The organism is Streptomyces sp. NPDC028331, assembly GCF_055565775.1.
The window spans coordinates 16,509-36,677 of the sequence record NZ_JBVHTR010000018.1; the positions used below are offsets into that span (position 1 = coordinate 16,509).

Here is a 20,169-nt window from a genome sequence, read left to right on the forward strand (position 1 = left end):
CTCCTTTCTTGCTTACCGCGCCCTCCACCCCCCCCCCCCCCCCCCCCCCCCCCCCCCCCCCCCCACCCCCCCCCCCCCCCCCCCCCCCCCCCCCCCCCCCGAGGAGGAGAGGGGGTGCGGCGACGGCTCAGTCGTTGGCCACCACGGGGTAGCGGGGCTCGTTCTCGGCCATCTGCCGCAGGGCGTCCTTGCGTTCGCGCTTGGAGAGCCGGTCGATGTAGAGGTAGCCGTACAGATGGTCCGTCTCGTGCTGCAAACACCGAGCGAAGTAGCCGGTGCCGCGGACCCTGATCGGGTTGCCCTTCTCGTCCTGCCCGGTGACCTCGGCGTAGTCGGGGCGGGCGAGCTGCGCGTAGGCGCCCGGCACGGACAGGCAGCCCTCGTTGCTGTCGTCCAGGCGGCGCTTGTCGGCGGGCAGCTCGACGAGCTCGGGGTTGCAGACCACGCCCACGTGGCGCACGCCCTCGTCGTCCTGGCAGTCGTACACGAAGACCTTCAGGTCGACACCGATCTGGTTGGCGGCCAGGCCCACACCCTCCGCGGTGCGCTGGCTGGCGAACATGTCCGCGACCAGTTGCTCGAGCTCCTCGCCGAACTCGGTGACGTCCTTGCACTCCTTGTGCAGCACCGGGTTCCCGACGACCGTGATGGGCCGCGAGGTGCCGCGCTCGCGCCAGGCCGTCTCGCGCTCCTCGCAGTCCTCCGTGTCGACGACATAGCCCTCGTCGTCGACGGGGAGCACGCCCGCGTGCTGCTGATCGGTGTCCTGCTGCGCCATGACCGACGTACGCCTTCCTGCAACCATGAGAATTCTGCGAGTACAGCCTACGGGGCGCGGTCGGGTGACCTCCCCGTGATCCACCGGTGGGGGCGCGGTCAGCACACCTCTTCGAGGTCCCGCCAGTCCCGGGAATCAGGACTGTCCGCGACCCATCCGTCCAGCAGCCCCCGGACCAGCGACGCCGGCGCCGCCACTCCGCACTCCCGCTCGGGCACCCAGAGCTGCCCGTCCGTGCGGTGCCCCAGCGGCCCCGGGTGGCCGGGCTCGCTGTGGTCGTGCGGGTCGAGGTGCTCGCCGTCGCCCTCGTCGGCCGGCATCCGGGACTCGGAGCACGTACGGCACAGCAGCCGCACCGAAGAGGACCAGTCCTCGGCGGCGAACCCAGCGTCGGCGGCGAGCTGCTCCAGCGCGTCCCGGTCGGCCTCGGTGGCGGCTTCCAGCAGGACCACCCAGGTGGGCACCGGAGAGGGCGCCCACAGCTCGATCTCGTCGAACACCGGGTAGGTGTGCCCGGTGGCCGTCGTCCGCTCCCCGTGCGGCACTCCGTCGTGGAGCACGACCTCGCCCCAGCGGCGCCCGGAGGACGGCAGCGGGATGGAGAGCACCTCGATGCGGGCGGGGTCCAGCCGGCGGCCCCAGACCACCTCGGCCTCGCCCTCCGGCGACAGCCGCACGGCGGCGCTGCCCAGCTCCATCCCGACGGGCTCCGAGGAGACCGCGGCACCCCCCGGCACCTTCAGCCCGTACGCCTGCCAGGCGCGGCGGGCCAGGGGCCAGTCCTGCAGGGCGGTGGCGGCGATGCCCACGTTCCACCAGTCGGGCGCCCCGGTCTCCTTCTCCAGCAGCGCCACCGCGCGCAGCCCGGCGGTACGGGCCTGCTCCCAGTCGTGGCGGAACTTGTGCAGCAGCGCCAGGTTGAACCAGGACTCCGAAAGCCAGGGTTCCAGGTCCGCGGCACGGGTCAGCAGCGCGCCCGCGTCCTCGTACCGGCCGTCGCCGATCAGGGTGAACGCACGGTCGGTGGCCTGCCGCCAGGAGGCGGAGGGCCGGTGCCGTCCCTTCCCGAAGATCCTCACGATTCCGCCTGCCAGTCCCTTGCGATTCCCGCCTGCCGGATTCCTGCCGTCTGCGGGGGCCACGGACCGAGCTGTGCCCCCGAACACCCTCTCCTCGCATCCAACCACGTACGGCCGGACGGACGCTCATTACCCATGGGTTACCCCACCACGGGGGCCCTCAGACCGCCCGCCCGTGCCCCGCCACCACCCTTGTCAGAGGCTCCCCCAGAGCTGAACGCCTGGGGGGACCCCCACCGCGCCACCCCTTTGATGCAGCACTCGTGCGAGTGACTCCACGACGTCCGGCTGGTAGTCGCGGGCGCAGGCGAGCCGCAGCCGCTCCAGTGCGCTGAGCGGCCCCCCAAGTCCCGCCTCTTCCCTCGCCATCTCCTCGTATGCGTTGACCGCACGGACGATTCTGGCGCTGACCGGCTGTTCCCGGTAGGGGTCGGCCTGCCGTTCCACGACGACGGCGACCTCGGCGTCCACGCCGGTCTGGCGGACCACGGCGCCTCCGAGCAGCGCGATGCGCCGCTGCTCCTCGGCGGGCAGCCGGGCGGTGGCGCCGGCGGGCACCGGGTCGATCAGGCTGAGCTGCCCGATGTCGTGCATGAGGGCCGCGTACTCCAGGACGGTCAGCTCGGGCTCGGTGAGGCCCATCTCACGGCCGACGGCCCGGCTGAGCTCGGCCACCCGGCGGGCGTGCCCGGCGGGCGTGTACCCGGCGATCTCGGTGGCACGGGCCAGGGAGGCGATGGTCTGCCGGTAGGTGGTGCGCACGGCCGCGTACCGCCGGTAGGAGAGCTGGGTGAGCAGCAGCGGCAGCGAGAAGACGGGCAGCGCCCACAGGCCGACGACCGCGACGGCCAGGGACATCACGGCTCCTGTCGCGCACACGGCGGAGCCGATGCCGCGCCTGCCGCGCAACTCGTCCCGCAGCAGGGGCCCGAAGGGCCAGCGGGTCCGGCAGTGCGCGAGCGCGGCGGCGAGCACGGCGTCGCAGAGGGTGGTCAGGACGAGCAGGGCGACGACGATCAGCGCGTAGACGGGTCCGCTCCAGTGGTGCGGACCGCCGTGGTGGTAGAGGGGCTGGAAGCAGACGGCCGCGAAGCCGACGGTGAGCAGGCGGCGGGTCAGGTGGTCGGTGGTGGGGCCGCGCCCGCGGGCCACGTGCGGGACGCAGCCGGCCAGGGACGCCGCGAGCACCACCGCGACGACCTGGGGCACACCGTGGTGGGTGGGCCGGCCCGCGTTCTCCCCGAGCAGGGCGTAGGCGAGCGCCCCGGCCGCCCCGAGAGGTGCGGGCTCCCGCTCGCCGCTGCCGCTCCACCGGCCGAGCTCCCCCACGCCGACGAGCACCCCGAAGGCGAGGGCGGCACCGGGTGCGTCCAGGCCGTGCCAGAGGGTGCGGGCGAGACAGCCGGCGGCGAGGAGCCCGGCCGCCGCGTGGGCGAGGACCAGGGGCGGGCGGACGGAGGTCATGCACCGCCCCCACCGTGGGTCCGCCCGGCCGGCCGGACCGCCGCCGGCAGGGCGGGAGGCGGCACGTTTCCGCGCCCCCGGCCGTCACGGGCCCCGTCCCGCCGTTCCTCGTCCGCGGTCACCACCGGGTGCCAGCCGTGCTCTTCCAGGGCCCGGACCAGCGCCCGCACCATCGCCGGGTCGAACTGCGACCCGGCGCACCGCTGGAGCTCGTCCAGGGCCGCGGCGACGGGACGGGCCCGCCGGTAGGAGCGGGTGGAGGTCATGGCGTCGAAGGCGTCGGCGACGGCGACCACGCGGGCGCACTCGGGGATCCGGTCGCCCGTCAGCCCGTACGGATACCCGCTGCCGTCGAGGCGTTCGTGGTGGTGGAGGATCGCGGACCGCGCCTCGTCGAGGAACCCGATGCCGCGGACCATCTCGTGGCCGTACTCCGGGTGCAGTTCGATGACCCGCCGCTCCTCGGGCGTGAGCGGTCCGTCCTTGCGCAGCAGACGGGTGGGCACGCCGAGCTTGCCCACGTCGTGCAGGATCCCGGCGAAACGCAGCACCTCGACCCGTTCGTCCTCCATGCCGAGTTCGCGGGCGATCATCATCGAGGCCTGTCCGACCCGTTCGCTGTGCCCGCGGGTGTAGCCGTCCTTGATGTCCACGGCCTGGACCAGCGCCCGGATCGTGGCCTGGTGAGCCGCCCGCTCCCGGTGGTACTGGGCGAACACCCAGCAGGAGACGTACATGGGCAGCAGCACGAGCAGCGCCGCGACCGGCCCGTACGGGCTGCGCCACAGCACGGCCATCATCAGTCCGGCCAGGCCGTGCACGGCCACGGGCGCGAGGCAGCGCGGAAACAGCCCGCGCCAGGCGGTGTGCGCCGGTACGCCCTCGGCGAGCGCCAGGATGCCACCGTCGAGGGCGGTGAGCGCCAGGCAGAAGGCCACCACGGCGGCGCCCGCGGGCAGGAGCGCGTACGGGAAGCGGGGGCCGACGACCGCGTCGTGGCCGCCGAGCCACCAGTGCACGCGGGAGGCCGCCCAGACGGCCAGGGCGAGCTGTGCGGCCCGCCAGGTCCGGCGCAGCCAGGCCGGCCGCCCGTCGACGCGGGCGAGCAGGGCGCCCGGCAGCGGGACGAGCGCGGCGGCCGGGGGCGGCAGCAGGAACGCCCCGGCGAGCAGCACGGGGAAGAAGGTGCCCATGCCGTCGGGTGCGCGGCGGCCCAGGAGGGAGCACCGGGGGGCCTGCTCGCAGGCGGCGTAGAGCGCGGCGAGCAGGGCCGCCACCCACCAGGGGACCGGGAGCTCCGGCACGGGAGCCACGCAGAACAGGGCGGCCAGGACGGCACACCCGACGTACACGCAGCCCCATGGCCGTACCGGTCCCACGACGCACCTCCCGCCGAACCGGCGCCCGGACCCGGAACCGGGCGGGCCCGGTCATGCCCCATTCAGGCTCGGGAGCCTAGAGGGGCAGGTGGCAGACCGGGGTGGCATTGGGCGAATCCATGGGCTTGCGACCCGCGGATTAGCACGTTCGGGTGATGAACTGTCGAGGATTGACCGAGCGTCCCGAACTGGAGTTCAGGACTCCTGGGGTGTCGCGGTCACATCGTGCTCGGGGACCGTCTGACCGGAGCGGATCAGCTCGATCCGGCTCATGACCTTCGCCCGCAGGTCCGTCGGCACGTCGTCGTGGCCGCAGCACCGCTTGACCAGCTTCTTCACGGCCTGCTCCAGCCCGTACTTCTCCAGGCAGGGGGAGCACTCCTTGAAGTGCTGCTGGAACTTGGTGCGGTCGACGTCCGGCATCTCACTGTCGAGGAACTCGTAGAGATGGTCCAGGACCTCACTGCAGTCCGTCTCGTGCGGCTCTCCGCAGCTCATGAGCCCGAGCCTTTCTCGTTCGACTCTCCGGCGCCGGCCGGGACCAGTCCGCGCTCGCGGGCGTAGTCCTCGAGCATGCCGCGCAGTTGACGACGGCCCCGGTGCAGCCGGGACATCACCGTGCCGATGGGTGTCCCCATGATGTCGGCGATCTCCTTGTAGGCAAAGCCCTCTACGTCCGCGAGGTAGACGGCGATGCGGAATTCCTCGGGGATCGCCTGCAGCGCTTCCTTCACGTCCGAGTCGGGCAGGTGGTCGAGGGCCTGCGACTCCGCCGAGCGCAGACCGGTCGACATGTGCGACTCGGCGCGTGCCAGCTGCCAGTCCTCGATCTCCTCGGCCGCGCTGCGCTGGGGTTCGCGCTGCTTCTTGCGGTACGAGTTGATGAACGTGTTGGTGAGGATCCGGTACAGCCAGGCCTTGAGGTTGGTGCCCTCGCGGAACTGGTGGAAGGACGCGTACGCCTTGGCGTACGTCTCCTGCACCAGGTCCTCCGCGTCGGCCGGGTTGCGCGTCATGCGCAGCGCGGCCGAATACATCTGGTCGAGGAATTCGAGCGCGTCCCGCTCGAAGCGCGCGCTGCGCTCGGCGGACGACTCCGTGCCCGTGCCCCGGCCCTCGGGCTGCTCCGCCTGGCCGTAGTCGGTCCCTGCGTCGGTACCGGTGACCGGACCCACCTCCTCCAGCGACGTGGCGGGACCGAGACCGGTCCCACTCGAATCGGAGGATAGACGAACATCCTTGCCCGCCGCCGCTCGAATCGGAGCGGTCTTCGCCGCGTGCAGCACCGTCCACTCCAGGTCAGCGCTGCTGCTGCGGCTCGGGCAGATGGTCGAACCCATGCGGCGGACTTCCTCTCGTCGGTGCGTAACAGCACGGCCGGTGCCGTCTGATCCCCACAACAGTGGTCCGTCGCGCAACATTCCCGGACGTCACCCGAGTGACGTGACCCACTTCACCACGGCGTCGGTGATCGTCTCCAGGGCCCGCTCCTGGGTGGTGTCCGCGCGCTTGGGCACCGCGAAGCCGTGGTCGCCGAAGGGCACGTCGACGATCTCGTAGGAGCCCTGCGGGAACTCCTCGGGCTTCCCGAACGGGTCGTTGCCGCCCTGCACCACCAGCGTGGGCACGCCCGCGGCCAGCAGTTCCTCCGCGCGGGACTTCTCCGGCCGGCCGGGGGGATGCAGCGGGAAGCTCAGGGCGAGGACCGCGTGCGCGCCCAGCTCGGTCGCCGTGCGGCAGGCGACCCGCGCCCCGGCGCTGCGCCCGCCCGCGACCACCGGCAGCCCCGGCCCGGCGAGCGCGGGCCACACCCCGCGCCAGCCCAGATCCAGCGTCTTCGGCGCGGGCGCCACCTTCTTGCCGGCGACGCGCCAGGGCTGCTCGACGAGCGCGACGGTCACACCGTGCCCGGGCAGGACCCGGGCGAGCGCCTGGAGGTCGCGCGCCTCGATGCCGCCGCCGGCGCCGTGGCTCACGGCCAGGACCAGCCGCGCCTGCTTCGCCCGGTGCCAGGTCACGCGGGCCGTACCGGCGTCCGTCTCGACGCTCTGTGTCACATCGGTCACGTCAGAACAGTGTGCCCTCTTCGGGCCCCGCCAGCTCCTTCAGCAGCTCCGGGCCGTTGTTCCGGACGTTGCTGACCGCCGTGGAGACCGGATAGGCGCGCATCAGGCCGGGGGGCGGCGGGTCCAGCAGGGAGCGCAGGTCGTCGGGGTCCGTGCGGGACGGGTCGAGCCAGGCGTCCCAGCGGTCCGGGGTGAGCATCAGCGGCATCCGGGGGTGGATGTCGGCGAGGGTGCGCGGGCCCTCGGCCGGGGCCACCGCCAGCGGGGTCGTCTCCGCCTCCGTGGTGATCACCGAGCAGGTCACCCACCAGGCCCGGGGGTGGTCGTCGGGCAGGGTCCGGTCGCGCCAGAACTCGTACAGCCCGGCCATCGCGAAGACCGAGCCGTCGGCGGGCAGCACGAAGTACGGCTGCTTGCGCGGGCGCTTCCGCCTGCCCTCGACCTCCAGGTCGCGCTCGTCCTTGCCGGTGACCCACTCGTAGTAGCCGTCGGCGGGCAGGATGCACCGCCGGGCGGCGAAGGCGCGGCGGTACGACGGCTTCTCGTGCACGGTCTCGGCGCGCGCGTTGATCATGCGGGCGCCGCCCTCGGGGGACTTGGCCCAGGAGGGCACGAGGCCCCACCTGAGCCGGCGGAGCTGGCGAACCGGGCGCGTGTCGCCGGCGTCCTTCACAGGACGGTCCAGAACCGCGTAGACCTCCTTGGTCGGAGCCACGTTGTAGTCGGGCGCCGGGGACCCCTCCGGCTCCGACTCCTCGATCTTCTCGATTTCAAAGATTCCTGCGAGATCCTCGGGCCTGCGACTCGCTGCGTACCGTCCGCACATGCGTGCCACACTGCCAGATCCGCCGACACACCTGGAGCCACTCACCGCAATGGACAGCCTCGCCTCGACCTCGCTGAGTTCACTGCCCGATCTCTGGGACGAGGTCTTCGGCAGCCAGCCGGACCCCGCACTGTGGGTGGTGATCGCAACCATGGTCGCGGCGCTCGCCGTGGTCGTCCCGCACAGCCTGTGGCGGATATCCCGCAACGCGATCACCATCGCCCACGAGGGCGGCCACGGCCTGGTGGCGCTGCTCACCGGCCGCACGCTCACCGGCATCCGGCTCCACTCGGACACCAGCGGTCTCACGGTCAGCCGTGGCAAGCCGTACGGGCTCGGCATGATCCTCACCGCCGCAGCGGGGTACACCGCTCCCCCGCTCCTCGGCCTCGGCGGCGCCGCGCTGCTCGCCGCCGGGCACATCACCGCGCTGCTGTGGCTGGCGACCGCGCTCCTCGTGGCGATGCTCGCGATGATCCGCAACGCGTACGGGGCGCTGACCGTGCTGCTGACCGGCGGCACGTTCCTGGCGGTGTCCTGGCTGACCGGCCCGCAGGTGCAGGCGGCGTTCGCCTACGCGGCGGTGTGGTTCCTGCTGCTCGGCGGCGTGCGCCCGGCCTTCGAGCTGCACGCCAAGCGGTCCCGCGGGGGCGCCCGCGACTCGGACGCCGACCAGCTCGCCCGGCTGACGAACGTCCCCGCGGGCCTGTGGCTGTTCCTGTTCCACGCGGTGTCGCTGTGCTCGCTGATGGGAGGCGCGCGCTGGCTGCTGGAGATGTGACGCCCCGCAGGGGAGGCGGGCTGTCGCGCCGTGCGGGTCGCCGCGAAGGCGTCCCCCTGTTCGAGCAAGGCCCGGAACCCGGTGGGACCGGCCGGCCGCAACGGGGCCGCTCCCGGACGACGGCCCCGTCAACGGCACCCTTATAGAGTGGGGTCATGGCCCCGAACCCCCCGCACACCGCCCTCTGGCCCGCCCCGCACGCGAGCGGAGCCGTCGACGCGACGGTCCACGTGCCCGGGTCCAAGTCGGTCACCAACCGCGCGCTCGTGCTCGCCGCCCTCGCCTCCGAGCCCGGCTGGCTGCGCCGCCCGCTGCGCTCCCGCGACACCCTGCTGATGGCCGCGGCCCTGCGCGCGATGGGGGTCGGCATCGAGGAGGGGGTGGGGCCTGACGGCTCCGGCGAGACCTGGCGCGTCATCCCCGCCGTACTGCACGGCCCGGCCACGGTCGACGTCGGCAACGCCGGCACCGTGATGCGCTTCCTGCCCCCGGTGGCCGCCCTCGCCGACGGCCCGATCCGCTTCGACGGCGACCCGCGCTCGTACGAACGCCCGCTGAACGGCGTGATCGACGCCCTGCGCGTCCTCGGCGCCCGCATCGACGACGACGGCCGCGGCGCGCTGCCGCTGACCGTCCACGGCGGCGGCGCGCTGGACGGCGGCCCGGTGTCGGTCGACGCGTCCTCGTCCTCCCAGTTCGTCAGCGCCCTGCTGCTGTCCGCGCCCCGCTTCAACCAGGGCGTCGAGGTCCGCCACACCGGCGCCACGCTGCCCTCCCTGCCGCACATCCGGATGACCGTCGACATGCTGCGCGCGGTCGGCGCCCAGGTGGACACCCCCGAGTCGGGCGGCGAACCCAACGTCTGGCGGGTCACGCCGGGCGCCCTGCTCGGGCGTGACCTGACCGTCGAGCCCGACCTGTCCAACGCCCAGCCGTTCCTCGCCGCCGCGCTGGTCACCGGCGGCACGGTCGTCATCCCGGACTGGCCGGCCCGTACGACCCAGCCCGGCGACCGGCTGCGCGAGATCTTCACCGAGATGGGCGGCTCCTGCGAACTGACCGAACGCGGCCTGGCCTTCACCGGTTCGGGTGCCATCCACGGCATCGACGTGGACCTGAGCGAGGTCGGCGAGCTCACCCCGGGCATCGCGGCGGTCGCGGCCCTCGCGGACTCCCCGTCCACCCTGCGCGGTGTGGCCCATCTGCGGCTGCACGAGACGGACCGCCTGGCCGCCCTGACCAAGGAGATCAACGAGCTGGGCGGCGACGTCACCGAGACCGCCGACGGTCTGCACATCCGCCCCCGCCCCCTGCACGGCGGTGTCTTCCACACCTACGAGGACCACCGCATGGCCACCGCGGGCGCCGTCATCGGCCTCGCGGTCGAGGGCGTGCAGATCGAGAACGTGGCGACCACGGCCAAGACCCTGCCGGACTTCCCCGACCTGTGGACCGGGATGCTGGGGAACTGACGGGCGGACTGACGACCATGCGCCGCTACGGCAAGCACACCGACGAGGACGACATCCGCAGCCGCCCCAACCGCAGGGGCAACCGACCGCGTACGCACATCCGGCCGAAACACGAGGACGCGGCGGAGGGCATGGTCCTCACCGTCGACCGCGGCCGGCTGACCTGCCTCGTCGACGGCCGTACGGTCATGGCGATGAAGGCCCGCGAACTGGGCCGCAAGGCCGCGGTGGTCGGTGACCGCGTCGCCCTGGTCGGCGACCTGTCCGGTCAGAAGGACACCCTCGCGCGGATCGTCCGCATCGAGGAACGCGCCTCGGTGCTGCGCCGCACCGCCGACGACGACGATCCCTACGAGCGCGTGGTCGTCGCCAACGCCGACCAGTTGGCCATCGTCACCGCGCTCGCGGACCCCGAGCCGCGCCCGCGCCTGATCGACCGCTGCCTGGTGGCCGCCTTCGACGGCGGTCTGGACCCGCTGCTGGTGCTGACCAAGTCGGACCTCGCCCCGCCCGACAAGCTGCTGGAGCTGTACGGCGACCTGGACATCCCCTTCGTCGTCACCAGCCGGGAGGAACTGGAGACCGGGGATGCCGCGCACCGCGTGCGCGTGCACCTCGACGGCAAGGTCACCGCGTTCGTCGGGCATTCGGGCGTGGGCAAGACGACCCTGGTCAACGCGCTGGTTCCGGAGGAGCGGCGCCGTATGACCGGGCACGTCAACGCGGTCACGGGCCGCGGCCGGCACACCACGACCTCGGCGCTCGCGCTGCCGCTGCGGGAGGCGGACGGGTGGGTCGTCGACACGCCGGGCGTACGGTCCTTCGGCCTCGCGCACATCGACCCGTCCCGCGTCATCCACGCCTTCCCGGACCTGGAGCCCGGTACCGAGGGGTGCCCGCGGGCGTGCAGCCACGACGAACCGGACTGCGCGCTGGACGCATGGGTCGCCGAGGGGCACGCGGACCCGGCCCGGCTGTACTCCCTGCGCAGGCTGCTGGCCACGCGGGAACGCAGGGAAGGGGACTGACCTCGCCGGTGTTTGCGTCCCTCACCCGCAGGTAAAGGCTTACTCGCACCGAGCTTGATCCGACCGGACGAAGCAGCCGGTGTGGGGACCCGGGAGGACGACACATGGCGTGGCTGCTGGTCATCGTGGCCGGACTGCTCGAAACCGGCTTCGCCGTCTGCCTCAAGCTCTCCCACGGTTTCACCAGGCTCTGGCCGACCATCGCGTTCTGCTGTTTCGCGCTGGGCAGCTTCGGACTCCTCACGCTGTCGTTGAGGAAACTGGACGTCGGTCCGGCGTACGCGGTGTGGACGGGGATCGGGGCGGCGGGTACGGCGATCTACGGGATGGTGTTCCTGGGCGACCTGGTGTCGACGCTGAAGATCGTCTCGATCACGTTCGTGATCGTGGGTGTCGTCGGCTTGCAGCTTTCGGGGTCAGCCCACTGAGTGCGAACTGAGGGGCGCGGAATCCGGAACCGGGGGCGCGCACCCTGTGGGGCCGCGCGGTCTCGCGCCCGCGCTCCCTGTGCGCCGCGCGGGCGCGAGGCGCACCGTCACCGGACGTGTCGCGGCAGCGCACCCCGCACCAGTTCCGTCACCCCGCCCTCCCCGGGCGGGGCCGTCACGCACGACAGCGACAGCCGGACCACCACCTCACAGGCGCGGGCCAACTCCGCGGCGTCGCCCTTGCCCATGCCGGGGACGGCCACCGCCGCGACGGCGCGATCGCGGACCAGGCCCACGAGATCCGACGGCGAGGGCAGCGGCCCATCGGCCCGGCGCTGCGCCGGCACCGCGGAGCCGGACGGCACGGCCGCGAGTGACGGCGAGGGCAGCGACTCGTTCCAGCACCCGGTGAGCATGGCCCGGACGAGGACGTTCCCGCGCGCCGCCGAGACGGTCCACTCCGCGGCCGAAGACAGCCGCTCGCCCGCGTCCCCGTGCCCGGCGAGAGCCCTCTCGACGCCCGCGAGGTACCCGTCCGCCTCCCGGCGCACCAGGGCTCGGGCGAGTCCGTCCTTGCTGCCGAACTCGTTGTACAGCGTCTGGCGGGACACACCGGCCGCCGCGGCCACGTCCACCATGCGCACGGCGGACCATGGTCGGCGCAGGAGCGCCGTGTAGGCGGCGTCCAGCAGGGATTCCCGCGCTGCAGGCATCATCGCCTCCCTCGGGACCAGGGGCTCTGACGGACAGGGTTGACGCGTGCACCGACAGTGTCAAGGGTTCTCGGCGGCACAGAGGGGCGCGTACCCGCCGTCACACGCCGCGAACAGCGACAGTGCGGTGGCGCCTCCGGAGGCACCCCGCGAAGATCCCCCCGTCCCCTGTGGCCTGTCCGGGGAAGGGACAGATACGGTTCGGTCATGCCCGACTATCGCGATGACCTGCGGCTCGCCCATGTGCTCGCGGACGCGGCCGACGCCGCGACCACGGCCCGGTTCAAGGCCCTGGACCTCAAGGTCGAGACCAAACCGGACATGACACCGGTGAGCGAGGCCGACAAGGCCGCCGAGGAGCTGATCCGCGGCCAGCTCCAGCGCGCCCGGCCGCGCGACGCGATCCTCGGCGAGGAGTACGGCGTCGAGGGAACGGGTCCCCGCCGCTGGGTGATCGACCCGATCGACGGCACCAAGAACTACGTGCGGGGCGTACCGGTGTGGGCCACGCTGATCTCGCTGATGGAGGCGGGCGAAGGGGGCTACCAGCCGGTCGTCGGGGTCGTCTCGGCGCCCGCGCTGGGCCGCCGCTGGTGGGCCGCGAAGGGGCACGGCGCGTTCACCGGGCGCAGTCTCTCCTCGGCGTCACGGCTGCACGTCTCGCGCGTCTCGAGGCTGTCGGACGCCTCCTTCGCCTACTCCTCGCTCTCTGGCTGGGAGGAGCAGGGCCGGCTGAACGGCTTCCTGGACCTGACGCGCGCGGTGTGGCGCACCCGCGGCTACGGCGACTTCTGGCCGTACATGATGGTCGCGGAGGGCTCGGTGGACCTCTGCGCCGAGCCGGAGCTGTCGCTGTGGGACATGGCGGCGAACGCGATCATCGTGACCGAGGCCGGCGGCTCCTTCACGGGCCTGGACGGCCGCCCGGGCCCGCACAGCGGCAACGCGGCGGCGTCGAACGGCCTTCTCCACGACACGTTGCTGGACTATCTGAACGACCGGTACTAGGCCTTCCGGCTTTACCAGCCCTTCCGGCCGGTACTAGACCTTCCGGCCGGTACCAGCTCTTCCGCCGGTGCCGCCCTTCCGGCCGATCGCAGTCCCTGTCGGCCCGGGGCGGTCCTTACCGGCCGGTATGAGACACCAGGGGTGCTCCTGTGCTCCGCGAGCGCCCCTGAACTCACGTCGCGCGCCCTCTTGTTGACCGACCCTTTGCCTGGGAAGCTGGGGATCACCCACTTGTGAATTTGTGAAGCTTGAACGGGCACTTCCGGTGGGCGGCATCCTACGGATCCGGAGCCCCGAGCCGACGCCATCGAGTGGGTTCGGTCCAGTGCACGCACAGCCCCAGTGCATTCGTAGGAGGTGGCTCCGCCCCATGCTCGTCCGCGACGCCATGAGCACGGTGATCCTCACCATCGGCCCCGCACACACCCTCCGCCAGGCAGCAGCCCTGATGTCCGCCCGCCGGGTCGGCGCGGCCGTCGTCCTCGACCCGGACGCCGGCGGCCCCGGCATCCTCACCGAGCGCGACATTCTCAACTCCGTCGGTCTGGGCCAGAGCCCGGACATCGAGCGGGCCCACGCCCACACCACCACGGACGTCGTGTTCGCCGCGCCGTCCTGGACCCTCGAGGAGGCAGCACAGGCGATGGCCCACGGCGGTTTCCGCCATCTGATCGTCCTGGACGACGACCAACCGGTCGGCGTCGTCTCGGTCCGCGACATCATCCGCTGCTGGGCACCGGTCCGCCGACCGGCATCGGTGAGCTGACGCACGACGGTGCCTGTACGGACGGGATCCGCGCGGGCACCGCACTCACGCCGCGCTCATCACCCGGTGGAGCGGGCGGCCCCGCGGCGGGCGACCAGAGCCGCCGCGAGAGCCGCGCCGGTCCGACCGAGGACGCCGCGTCGCCCTCGGCGTGCGCGAGAGCCTCACAGTCTGATATTGGACAAAGTCCAGATCCAGTAGACATCCAAAGTCACACCCGTTCGGAAACTGGTCCGTTGCTGTTAGGCTGGTTGGCATGAGTGACCTGTTGGAACGACTGCGCGGACGTGGATGGCGGATGACCGCGCAGCGGCGTGTGGTGGCCGAGGTCCTCGACGGCGAGCACGTCCATCTGACGGCCGACGAGGTGCACGCGCGTGCCGTCGCGAAGCTGCCGGAGATCTCCCGGGCGACCGTCTACAACACGCTGGGCGAGCTGGTGTCCCTCGGCGAGGTGCTCGAGGTCACCACGGACAAGCGCGCCAAGCGGTACGACCCGAACGCGCACCGGCCGCACCACCACCTGGTGTGCGCCCACTGCGGCACGATCCGCGACGTCCACCCGACGGGCAACCCGCTGACGGACCTCCCCGACTCGGAGCGCTTCGGCTTCACCGTGTCGGACGTAGAGGTGACGTACCGCGGACTGTGCCCGAACTGCGCGGCGGCGTAGCGGCGCCCGGCAGGGCCCGGCGGGGCCGCCTCCGCACCGGGGGCGCATCAGCGCATCAACAGACCGAGGCCGGAACCCATGTGGGCTCCGGCCTCGGTCTTTCAGTAGCGGGGACAGGATTTGAACCTGCGACCTCTGGGTTATGAGCCCAGCGAGCTACCGAGCTGCTCCACCCCGCGTCGGTGAACGCAACATTACGTCAACGACACAGCCTGAGGCAAATCGCTTCAGCACCCGCCCCTCCGGCAGCCGGAGGGGCACTCCTCACGCCGACAGCTCCTCCCGCAGGGCGTCCCGCAACCGCGCCGCCCGCTCCGCCACCTCCGCCGGTCCCAGTGACACCGCGCGGTCGGCCCACCGCTGTCCCTCCGCCAGCTCCCCCTGACGCGCGTAGACCAGCGCAAGCCGCAACGCCGCCCGACCGTGCCCGGCGTCCGCCGCCCGCGTCCACCACAGCGCCGCCTCCGGTTCGCTGCCCTCCCGCGCCAGCAGCAGCCCCAGATTGAACGCGCCGTTGCGCGACCCGCCCTCCGCGGCCTCCCGGTACCAGCGGGCCGCCTCCACCACGTCACCCCGCGCGGCGGCCAGCATCCCGACCCGTACCTGCGCCCGGCGGTGCCCCTGCGACGCCGCCCGCTCGTACCACTCCTCGCACTCGCTCTTCTCCTGCGACGGCTCCCCCAGCTCATGCGCGGGCGCCGGCGGCCGCCGCGCGTCCAGGAGCGTGGCCAGCCGGTACGCCGCCTCCGCGCTGCCGCCCCCCGCGGCGCAGCGCAGGTGCCGCTCGGCCGTCTGCTCGTCCCCCTGGCGCAGCCGGGCGATCCCCACCTGGAGCGCCGCCTCGGTGTGCCCGGCGGCCGCCGCCCGCTCGTACCATCCGAGGGCCGTCTCGCCGTCGCCCCGCCCGGCGTACAGGATCCCCAGGTTGAACGCGGCGTCCACGCTCCCCGCCTCCGCCGCCTTGGAGAACCACGGTTCCGCCCCCGTCGCGTCCCCGCTCTGCAGCAGCAGGATGGCGAGCGCGTTCGCCGCCTCCCGGTGCCCGGCGTACGCCGCGCGCCGGTACCACTGCTCGGCCTGCGCGGTCCGCCCCTGCTCGGCGCAGAGCAGCCCCAGGTTGTACGCGCCGTTGACGTCCCCCGCGTCCATCGCCGCCCGGTACCAGCGCTCGGCGGTCTGCGTCTCGCCACGCTCCGCGTGCAGCGCGCCGAGCGCGTTCGCCGCGTTGCCGTCCCCTTCCTGCGCGGCTCTGAGCCACCACACCGCGGCGCTCTCGGTGTCCCCCGCGTCGCGCAGCAGGAAGCCGAGCGCGCAGGCGGCCCGCGCCTCGCCGTCCTTGGCGCTGGTCAGGTACCAGCGCCCGGCCTCCTTCAGCTCGCCCCGCCGCTCCAGGATCGTCCCGAGGTGCAGCGCCGCCCGCCGGTGCCCGCGCGCGGCGGCCTGCCGGTACCACTGCTCGGCCTCTTCGAGCGCGGCAGACCCGACACCGTTGTCGGCGCCGGCCTCCTGCGCGCCCAGCGCCCTGCGGTCGAGCGTTCTGGCCAACCGGTACGCGGCCTCACGATGCCCGCGCTCCGCGGCGGCCCGCATCCACTGCTCGGCGCTCTCGTCACCGCGGTGCTCCAGCAGGTCGGCGAGCGCGTACGCGCCCAGAACGTGCCCCTGCTCGGCCGCCTGACGCAGCCAGTACTCGGCGGCCGGCTCGTCGCCGCGCTCACGGTGGTGCCGTCCGAGCGCGTGCGCGGCGGCGGCGGACCCGGCGACGGCGGCGACGCGCCACCAGCCGGCCGCCTCCTCGGCGTACCCGCGCTGGTGCAGAAGGACACCCAGGTTGTTGGCGGCGGCGCGGTCGCCCGCGGCGGTGGCCGCGCGCAGTTGGGGCTCGGCCCCGTCGAGGTCACCGCGGCGCAGCAGCATGGCCCCGAGGACGCTCATCGCCTGGACGTCGCCGGCCTCGGCGGCGAGCCGCTGCCGCGCCTCCTCGGCCGCCTCACCGGCCTCGTCCCGCTCGACGGCCTGGTCGACGGCCTGGTCGACGGACGGATCCGCGGAGGAGTCGGCAGAGGAATCAGCAGAGGGATCCGCCGAGAGATCGGCCGAGTGATCGATGGACTGGTGAGCGAGCCGGTGGGCGGACATGGCGGCGGACTGCTCGGCCGACCGGTTCACGAGCCGGTCGGCGGGCTGCACAAATCGGCCCGTCCCGAACAGAGTTGCCTTGTCCCCCATAACGTCCATCGTCGCACCACCTGCAACCTGGGTACACCTCGTATACCGCAGCCAGTGAGGTCACTACAGCGTTTTGTCGACATGCCCACAGAGAGACAAGTCAAACACAGAAATGGTCAACTGCCCCCGCAAGCGGCCGCATTCCAGGCGATTCGCCTGGTCAAGCCGTACACCCCTCGTGTCGCACACACGTCGAGGGCCCGGATCCACGATCAGGATCCGGGCCCTCGACTTCAGTAGCGGGGACAGGATTTGAACCTGCGACCTCTGGGTTATGAGCCCAGCGAGCTACCGAGCTGCTCCACCCCGCGCCGTTGTTCGTTCACCGTACCACGACGCGGGAGGGGCCCTGGTTCAGCCCCCGCCGGAACCGCTCGGCGAGCTGCTGGGCGAACTGCTGGGCGAGCTGCTCGGACCGCCGCTCGGTGAACTGCCGGGCGAGCTGCCGGGAGTGGCGGAGGCAGAGGGACTGCCGCCGCTCGCAGCGCCCTTGCCGCCGCCACTGGGCTTCCCGGCCTTGGCCTGCGCGTCCTCGGCCCGCTTCAGCGCATCCTGAAGGTCTTTCTGCGCCCGCCCGTACGCTCCCCAGTCGCCCTTCTTCAGGGCGTCCTGACCGGCGTCGAAGGCCTTCTGGGCGTCCTGGAGGGCCTGTTGGACCGTCGGATTGCCGGACGTCGGCGGGTTCCCGGTCCCCGTGTCCGGCGGCGAGGCGGAACTCTCCGCGCCGAAGACCTTGTTGAGCGCCGCGTCGAGCGTGTCCTCGAACGCGGTGTGGCCGCCGTAGGTCACCAGCACCTTGCGCAGCAGGGGCAACTTGAGCTCGCCGCCACGGACGTAGACGGGTTCCACGTACAGCAGGCCGCCGTCGATCGGAACCGTGAGCAGATTGCCGTACTCGACCTCCGAGTCGCCGCCTCTGAGCAGCCTGATCGACTCGGCGATGTCCTGTTGGGAGTTGAACTGGCTCTGCACCTGCTTCGGCCCGTCGACCGTCTTGCTGGTCGGCAGTTTCAGGATTCTGATCTTGCCGTAGTCGGGGGTGCCCGCCTCGGAGTCGACCGCCATGAAGGCGCTCAGGTTGTCCCGGCCGTTCGGTGTGAACGTCGTCGTCAGGGAGAACGCCTGCGCCTGCTGGTCGGGCATCTTCATGCTCAGGTAGTACGGCGGTACCGCGTTGCCCGTCTTGTTCGTCGGGTCGTCGGGCACCTGCCAGACCTCGCTGCCGCTCAGGAACGTCTGTGCGTCCTTGACGTGGTAGCGGGTCAGCAGTTCGCGCTGCACCTTGAACAGGTCCTGGGGGTAGCGCAGATGGGACATCAGCGACGGCGAGATGTCGCTCCGCGGCTGCACGGTGCCCGGGAACGCCTTCATCCAGGTCTTCAGGACCGGGTCCTCGGTGTCCCACTGGTAGAGCTTGACCTCGCCCGTGTACGCGTCGACGGTCGCCTTCACCGAGTTGCGGATGTAGTTGACCTGGTTCTGCTGGGCCAGCACCGCACGCTGTGTGTTGCCCGCGGTCAGCGAGTCGGCCGTCGTGTCGCCCAGCGTCGTACGGGAGGAGTACGGATAGCCGTTCGACGTCGTGTAGGCGTCGACGATCCACTGGATGTGGCCGTCGACGACCGCCGGGTAGGCGTCGCCGTCGATGGTCAGCCACGGTGCGACGGCCTCGACGCGGTCCTTGGGGGTGCGGTTGTACAGGATCCGCGAGCCGTCGCCTATGGCCCCGGAGTAGAGGATCTGCGGCTCGCTGAACGCCACCGCGTACGCGGCCCGGTTGATCGGGCTGGAGAGGCTGACCCCGCTCTTGCCCCGGTAGCTGGTGGTCTTCTCGCCGTTGTCGTCGGAGTAGTCGATCTCCTTCTGGGGGCCGCCGACGATCGAGTACGTGGTGGTCTTCTCGCCGTAGTAGATCCGCTGTTGGTACGTCCCCAGGTCACCGGTCGACGGCAGGTCGTACTCGGTGAAGACCGGCTGGCCGTTGGCGTCGGCGGTGGTGCCCTTCGCGGCGACCACGCCGTAGCCGTGGGTGTAGCGGAAGTGGTCGTTGATCCAGTTGCTCTTCGGAACGCCGTTCAGGTTCAGCTCGCGCAGACCGATGACCGTGTCCTGATCCTTGCCGTCCTTGGTGTACCGGTCGACGTCCAGGTTGGTCGGGAACGCGTAGTAGTTCCTCATCTGCTGGAGCTGCTGGAACGTCGGGGAGACGATGTTCGGGTCCAGCAGGCGGATGCTCGCCGTGGCGTCCGCGTCGTCGCGCAGCTTGCTCTTGTCCCTGGCGTCGCTCGTGCCGGCGTACTCGGTGACCTGGGCGTCGTCGATGCCGTAGGCCTCGCGGGTCGCCTTGAGGTTCTTCTCGACGTACGGCGCCTCCTTGGCCTGCTCGTTCGGCTGGACCTGGAACTTCTGGACGATCGCCGGGTACAGCCCGCCGATGAGGATCGCCGAGAGCACCATCAGTCCGAAGCCGATCACGGGCAGTTGCCAGGTGCGCCGCCACAGGGTGGCGAAGAACAGCAGCGCGCAGATGACCGCGATGCAGAACAGGATCGTCTTGGCCGGCAGGTAGGCGTTGGCGTCGACGTACCTCAGGCCCGTCCAGTTGCCGGTCGCCCTGAAGTCGCTGGACTTGACCGCGAGTCCGTACCGGTCGAGCCAGTAGGCGACCGCCTTCAGGGCGACGAAGACGCCGAGCAGCACCGACAGGTGCCCGGTGGCGGCGGCCGTGGCGCGCGCTCCGGGGGAGGTGATCCGCAGCCCGCCGTACAGGTAGTGGGTGAGCGCGGCGGCGATCAGCGACAGGACGGTCGCGGCGAAGCCGAAGCCCAGCAGGAAGCGGTACCAGGGCAGGTCGAAGGCGTAGAAGGAGACGTCCAGGTGGAACTGGGGGTCCTTCTGGTGGAACGGCACGCCGTTCACCCACATCAGCCAGGTCCGCCACTGGCTGGACGCCGACGCGCCCGCGACCAGGCCCACCAGCGCGGTGATCCCCAGCAGCAGCCACGTCTTGTACGGCGCGATCCCCATCCGGTAGCGGTCCAGGCTCTGCTGCTCCATGGACATGGCGCTCAGCGGAGGACGCAGCCGGTGCGCGAGCCAGATGTTGACGCCGACCGCTGCCGCCATCAGCAGACCGAAGACGAAGAAGAGCCCGATCTTGGTCCACAGGGTGGTGGTGAAGACGGACGAGTACTTCACCGACCGGTACCACAGCCAGTCCGTCCAGAAGCCGGCGAACATGACGAACGCCATACCGAGGACGGCGAGGACCCCGAGCGTCATGAGCAGGGTCCGGGCCCGCCCGGACGGGCGGCCCACTCTGATCCGCGGCCCCGTGGGGCCTCCGCCGCGGTCCGGCATCTGGAAAGCCAAGGTGCGCACCTCGAAGTTCGCTGTCGATCCGAGTGATCCGTCAGGCCCCCGTGAACGCGGACCATGGATGAGGCTCCACGATCGCGGAGCCTCATCTATGCAACTTA

The 20,169-nt window shown here is 72.0% G+C and carries 18 protein-coding genes and 2 tRNA genes; 7 read left to right on the forward strand and 13 right to left on the reverse strand.

The window, feature by feature from the left end; translation table 11 throughout:
• Window positions 1–127: 127 nt before the first annotated feature.
• The 8 genes from def to ACZ4SW_RS24950 all read right to left on the reverse strand — a co-directional run bounded on the left by def (window position 128) and on the right by ACZ4SW_RS24950 (window position 7,592).
• Window positions 128–778, reverse strand: a complete 651-nt coding sequence (def, locus tag ACZ4SW_RS24915; RefSeq protein ID WP_468249806.1) for a peptide deformylase — start codon at window positions 776–778, stop codon at window positions 128–130.
• Between the two features lie 98 nt (window positions 779–876).
• Window positions 877–1,857 (reverse strand): tetratricopeptide repeat protein, encoded by a 981-nt coding sequence (locus ACZ4SW_RS24920; RefSeq protein ID WP_468249810.1) that lies wholly within the window; start codon window positions 1,855–1,857, stop codon window positions 877–879.
• Between the two features lie 195 nt (window positions 1,858–2,052).
• Complete coding sequence (locus ACZ4SW_RS24925; protein WP_468249815.1) at window positions 2,053–3,321, reverse strand: HD-GYP domain-containing protein; 1,269 nt, start codon at window positions 3,319–3,321, stop codon at window positions 2,053–2,055.
• The gene (locus ACZ4SW_RS24930; protein ID WP_468249820.1) at window positions 3,318–4,700 is read right to left on the reverse strand and encodes an HD-GYP domain-containing protein; all 1,383 of its coding nucleotides are present in this window, start codon (window positions 4,698–4,700) and stop codon (window positions 3,318–3,320) included. Before ACZ4SW_RS24930 ends, ACZ4SW_RS24925 begins: the two co-directional genes overlap by 4 nt.
• Before the next feature lie 195 nt (window positions 4,701–4,895).
• Window positions 4,896–5,198 carry a mycothiol system anti-sigma-R factor gene (gene rsrA / locus ACZ4SW_RS24935; RefSeq protein WP_468249826.1) on the reverse strand — a complete coding sequence of 101 codons (303 nt, stop codon included), beginning with the start codon at window positions 5,196–5,198 and terminating at the stop codon, window positions 4,896–4,898.
• Window positions 5,195–5,875, reverse strand: coding sequence for an RNA polymerase sigma factor SigR (gene sigR / locus ACZ4SW_RS24940; protein ID WP_468250241.1), 681 nt, complete (start codon window positions 5,873–5,875; stop codon window positions 5,195–5,197). The genes rsrA and sigR overlap by 4 nt, the downstream gene beginning before the upstream one ends.
• A gap of 255 nt (window positions 5,876–6,130) precedes the next feature.
• Window positions 6,131–6,757, reverse strand: coding sequence for an alpha/beta hydrolase family protein (locus ACZ4SW_RS24945; protein ID WP_468250244.1), 627 nt, complete (start codon window positions 6,755–6,757; stop codon window positions 6,131–6,133).
• A 10-nt stretch (window positions 6,758–6,767) separates the two neighbouring features.
• Entirely contained in the window at window positions 6,768–7,592 is an 825-nt protein-coding gene (locus ACZ4SW_RS24950; RefSeq protein ID WP_453192067.1) for an SOS response-associated peptidase, read from the reverse strand.
• Between the two features lie 49 nt (window positions 7,593–7,641).
• Here ACZ4SW_RS24950 and ACZ4SW_RS24955 point away from each other — a divergent pair, with 49 nt between their 5' ends.
• The 4 genes from ACZ4SW_RS24955 to ACZ4SW_RS24970 all read left to right on the forward strand — a co-directional run bounded on the left by ACZ4SW_RS24955 (window position 7,642) and on the right by ACZ4SW_RS24970 (window position 11,301).
• A complete protein-coding gene (locus tag ACZ4SW_RS24955; protein ID WP_468250248.1) occupies window positions 7,642–8,373 on the forward strand; it encodes a M50 family metallopeptidase in 732 nt (243 codons plus the stop codon).
• Between the two features lie 155 nt (window positions 8,374–8,528).
• Window positions 8,529–9,845, forward strand: a complete 1,317-nt coding sequence (gene aroA / locus ACZ4SW_RS24960) for a 3-phosphoshikimate 1-carboxyvinyltransferase (RefSeq protein WP_468249832.1) — start codon at window positions 8,529–8,531, stop codon at window positions 9,843–9,845.
• Between the two features lie 17 nt (window positions 9,846–9,862).
• Window positions 9,863–10,873 carry a ribosome small subunit-dependent GTPase A gene (rsgA, locus tag ACZ4SW_RS24965; RefSeq protein ID WP_468249839.1) on the forward strand — a complete coding sequence of 337 codons (1,011 nt, stop codon included), beginning with the start codon at window positions 9,863–9,865 and terminating at the stop codon, window positions 10,871–10,873.
• A 104-nt stretch (window positions 10,874–10,977) separates the two neighbouring features.
• Window positions 10,978–11,301, forward strand: a complete 324-nt coding sequence (locus ACZ4SW_RS24970; RefSeq protein ID WP_468249845.1) for a DMT family transporter — start codon at window positions 10,978–10,980, stop codon at window positions 11,299–11,301.
• Between the two features lie 107 nt (window positions 11,302–11,408).
• On the opposite strand, the gene ACZ4SW_RS24975 is transcribed toward ACZ4SW_RS24970, so the two are convergent.
• The gene (locus ACZ4SW_RS24975) at window positions 11,409–12,017 is read right to left on the reverse strand and encodes a TetR/AcrR family transcriptional regulator (protein WP_468249848.1); all 609 of its coding nucleotides are present in this window, start codon (window positions 12,015–12,017) and stop codon (window positions 11,409–11,411) included.
• 204 nt (window positions 12,018–12,221) lie between these two features.
• Here ACZ4SW_RS24975 and hisN point away from each other — a divergent pair, with 204 nt between their 5' ends.
• The 3 genes from hisN to ACZ4SW_RS24990 all read left to right on the forward strand — a co-directional run bounded on the left by hisN (window position 12,222) and on the right by ACZ4SW_RS24990 (window position 14,461).
• The gene (gene hisN, locus ACZ4SW_RS24980; RefSeq protein ID WP_468249852.1) at window positions 12,222–13,022 is read left to right on the forward strand and encodes a histidinol-phosphatase; all 801 of its coding nucleotides are present in this window, start codon (window positions 12,222–12,224) and stop codon (window positions 13,020–13,022) included.
• 370 nt (window positions 13,023–13,392) lie between these two features.
• Window positions 13,393–13,788, forward strand: coding sequence for a CBS domain-containing protein (locus tag ACZ4SW_RS24985; protein ID WP_468249854.1), 396 nt, complete (start codon window positions 13,393–13,395; stop codon window positions 13,786–13,788).
• Window positions 13,789–14,044: 256 nt separating this feature from the next.
• Window positions 14,045–14,461: a Fur family transcriptional regulator gene (locus ACZ4SW_RS24990; RefSeq protein WP_468249857.1), complete on the forward strand. Its 417-nt coding sequence runs from the start codon at window positions 14,045–14,047 to the stop codon at window positions 14,459–14,461.
• Window positions 14,462–14,566: 105 nt separating this feature from the next.
• On the opposite strand, the gene ACZ4SW_RS24995 is transcribed toward ACZ4SW_RS24990, so the two are convergent.
• The 4 genes from ACZ4SW_RS24995 to ACZ4SW_RS25010 all read right to left on the reverse strand — a co-directional run bounded on the left by ACZ4SW_RS24995 (window position 14,567) and on the right by ACZ4SW_RS25010 (window position 20,050).
• Window positions 14,567–14,640 (reverse strand) — tRNA-Met (locus tag ACZ4SW_RS24995).
• 85 nt (window positions 14,641–14,725) lie between these two features.
• Window positions 14,726–16,699, reverse strand: a complete 1,974-nt coding sequence (locus tag ACZ4SW_RS25000; RefSeq protein ID WP_468249861.1) for a tetratricopeptide repeat protein — start codon at window positions 16,697–16,699, stop codon at window positions 14,726–14,728.
• A gap of 228 nt (window positions 16,700–16,927) precedes the next feature.
• A tRNA-Met gene (locus ACZ4SW_RS25005) sits at window positions 16,928–17,001 on the reverse strand.
• A 43-nt stretch (window positions 17,002–17,044) separates the two neighbouring features.
• On the reverse strand, window positions 17,045–20,050 hold the full coding sequence (locus ACZ4SW_RS25010) for a UPF0182 family membrane protein (RefSeq protein ID WP_468250251.1): 3,006 nt from the start codon (window positions 20,048–20,050) through the stop codon (window positions 17,045–17,047).
• Window positions 20,051–20,169: the final 119 nt, after the last annotated feature.

Excerpts from the sequence above, each read along its gene's own strand:
- rsrA (WP_468249826.1), bottom strand. The coding sequence starts at position 5,198 with ATGAGCTGCGGAGAGCCGCACGAGACGGACTGCAGTGAGGTCCTGGAC.
- def (WP_468249806.1), bottom strand. The coding sequence starts at position 778 with ATGGCGCAGCAGGACACCGATCAGCAGCACGCGGGCGTGCTCCCCGTC.
- ACZ4SW_RS24955 (WP_468250248.1), top strand. The coding sequence starts at position 7,642 with ATGGACAGCCTCGCCTCGACCTCGCTGAGTTCACTGCCCGATCTCTGG.
- ACZ4SW_RS24925 (WP_468249815.1), bottom strand. The coding sequence starts at position 3,321 with ATGACCTCCGTCCGCCCGCCCCTGGTCCTCGCCCACGCGGCGGCCGGG.
- ACZ4SW_RS25000 (WP_468249861.1), bottom strand. The coding sequence starts at position 16,699 with ATGGACGTTATGGGGGACAAGGCAACTCTGTTCGGGACGGGCCGATTT.
- ACZ4SW_RS24970 (WP_468249845.1), top strand. The coding sequence starts at position 10,978 with ATGGCGTGGCTGCTGGTCATCGTGGCCGGACTGCTCGAAACCGGCTTC.
- aroA (WP_468249832.1), top strand. The coding sequence starts at position 8,529 with ATGGCCCCGAACCCCCCGCACACCGCCCTCTGGCCCGCCCCGCACGCG.
- ACZ4SW_RS24990 (WP_468249857.1), top strand. The coding sequence starts at position 14,045 with ATGAGTGACCTGTTGGAACGACTGCGCGGACGTGGATGGCGGATGACC.
- rsgA (WP_468249839.1), top strand. The coding sequence starts at position 9,863 with ATGCGCCGCTACGGCAAGCACACCGACGAGGACGACATCCGCAGCCGC.
- ACZ4SW_RS25010 (WP_468250251.1), bottom strand. The coding sequence starts at position 20,050 with ATGCCGGACCGCGGCGGAGGCCCCACGGGGCCGCGGATCAGAGTGGGC.
- hisN (WP_468249852.1), top strand. The coding sequence starts at position 12,222 with ATGCCCGACTATCGCGATGACCTGCGGCTCGCCCATGTGCTCGCGGAC.
- ACZ4SW_RS24985 (WP_468249854.1), top strand. The coding sequence starts at position 13,393 with ATGCTCGTCCGCGACGCCATGAGCACGGTGATCCTCACCATCGGCCCC.
- ACZ4SW_RS24950 (WP_453192067.1), bottom strand. The coding sequence starts at position 7,592 with ATGTGCGGACGGTACGCAGCGAGTCGCAGGCCCGAGGATCTCGCAGGA.
- ACZ4SW_RS24975 (WP_468249848.1), bottom strand. The coding sequence starts at position 12,017 with ATGATGCCTGCAGCGCGGGAATCCCTGCTGGACGCCGCCTACACGGCG.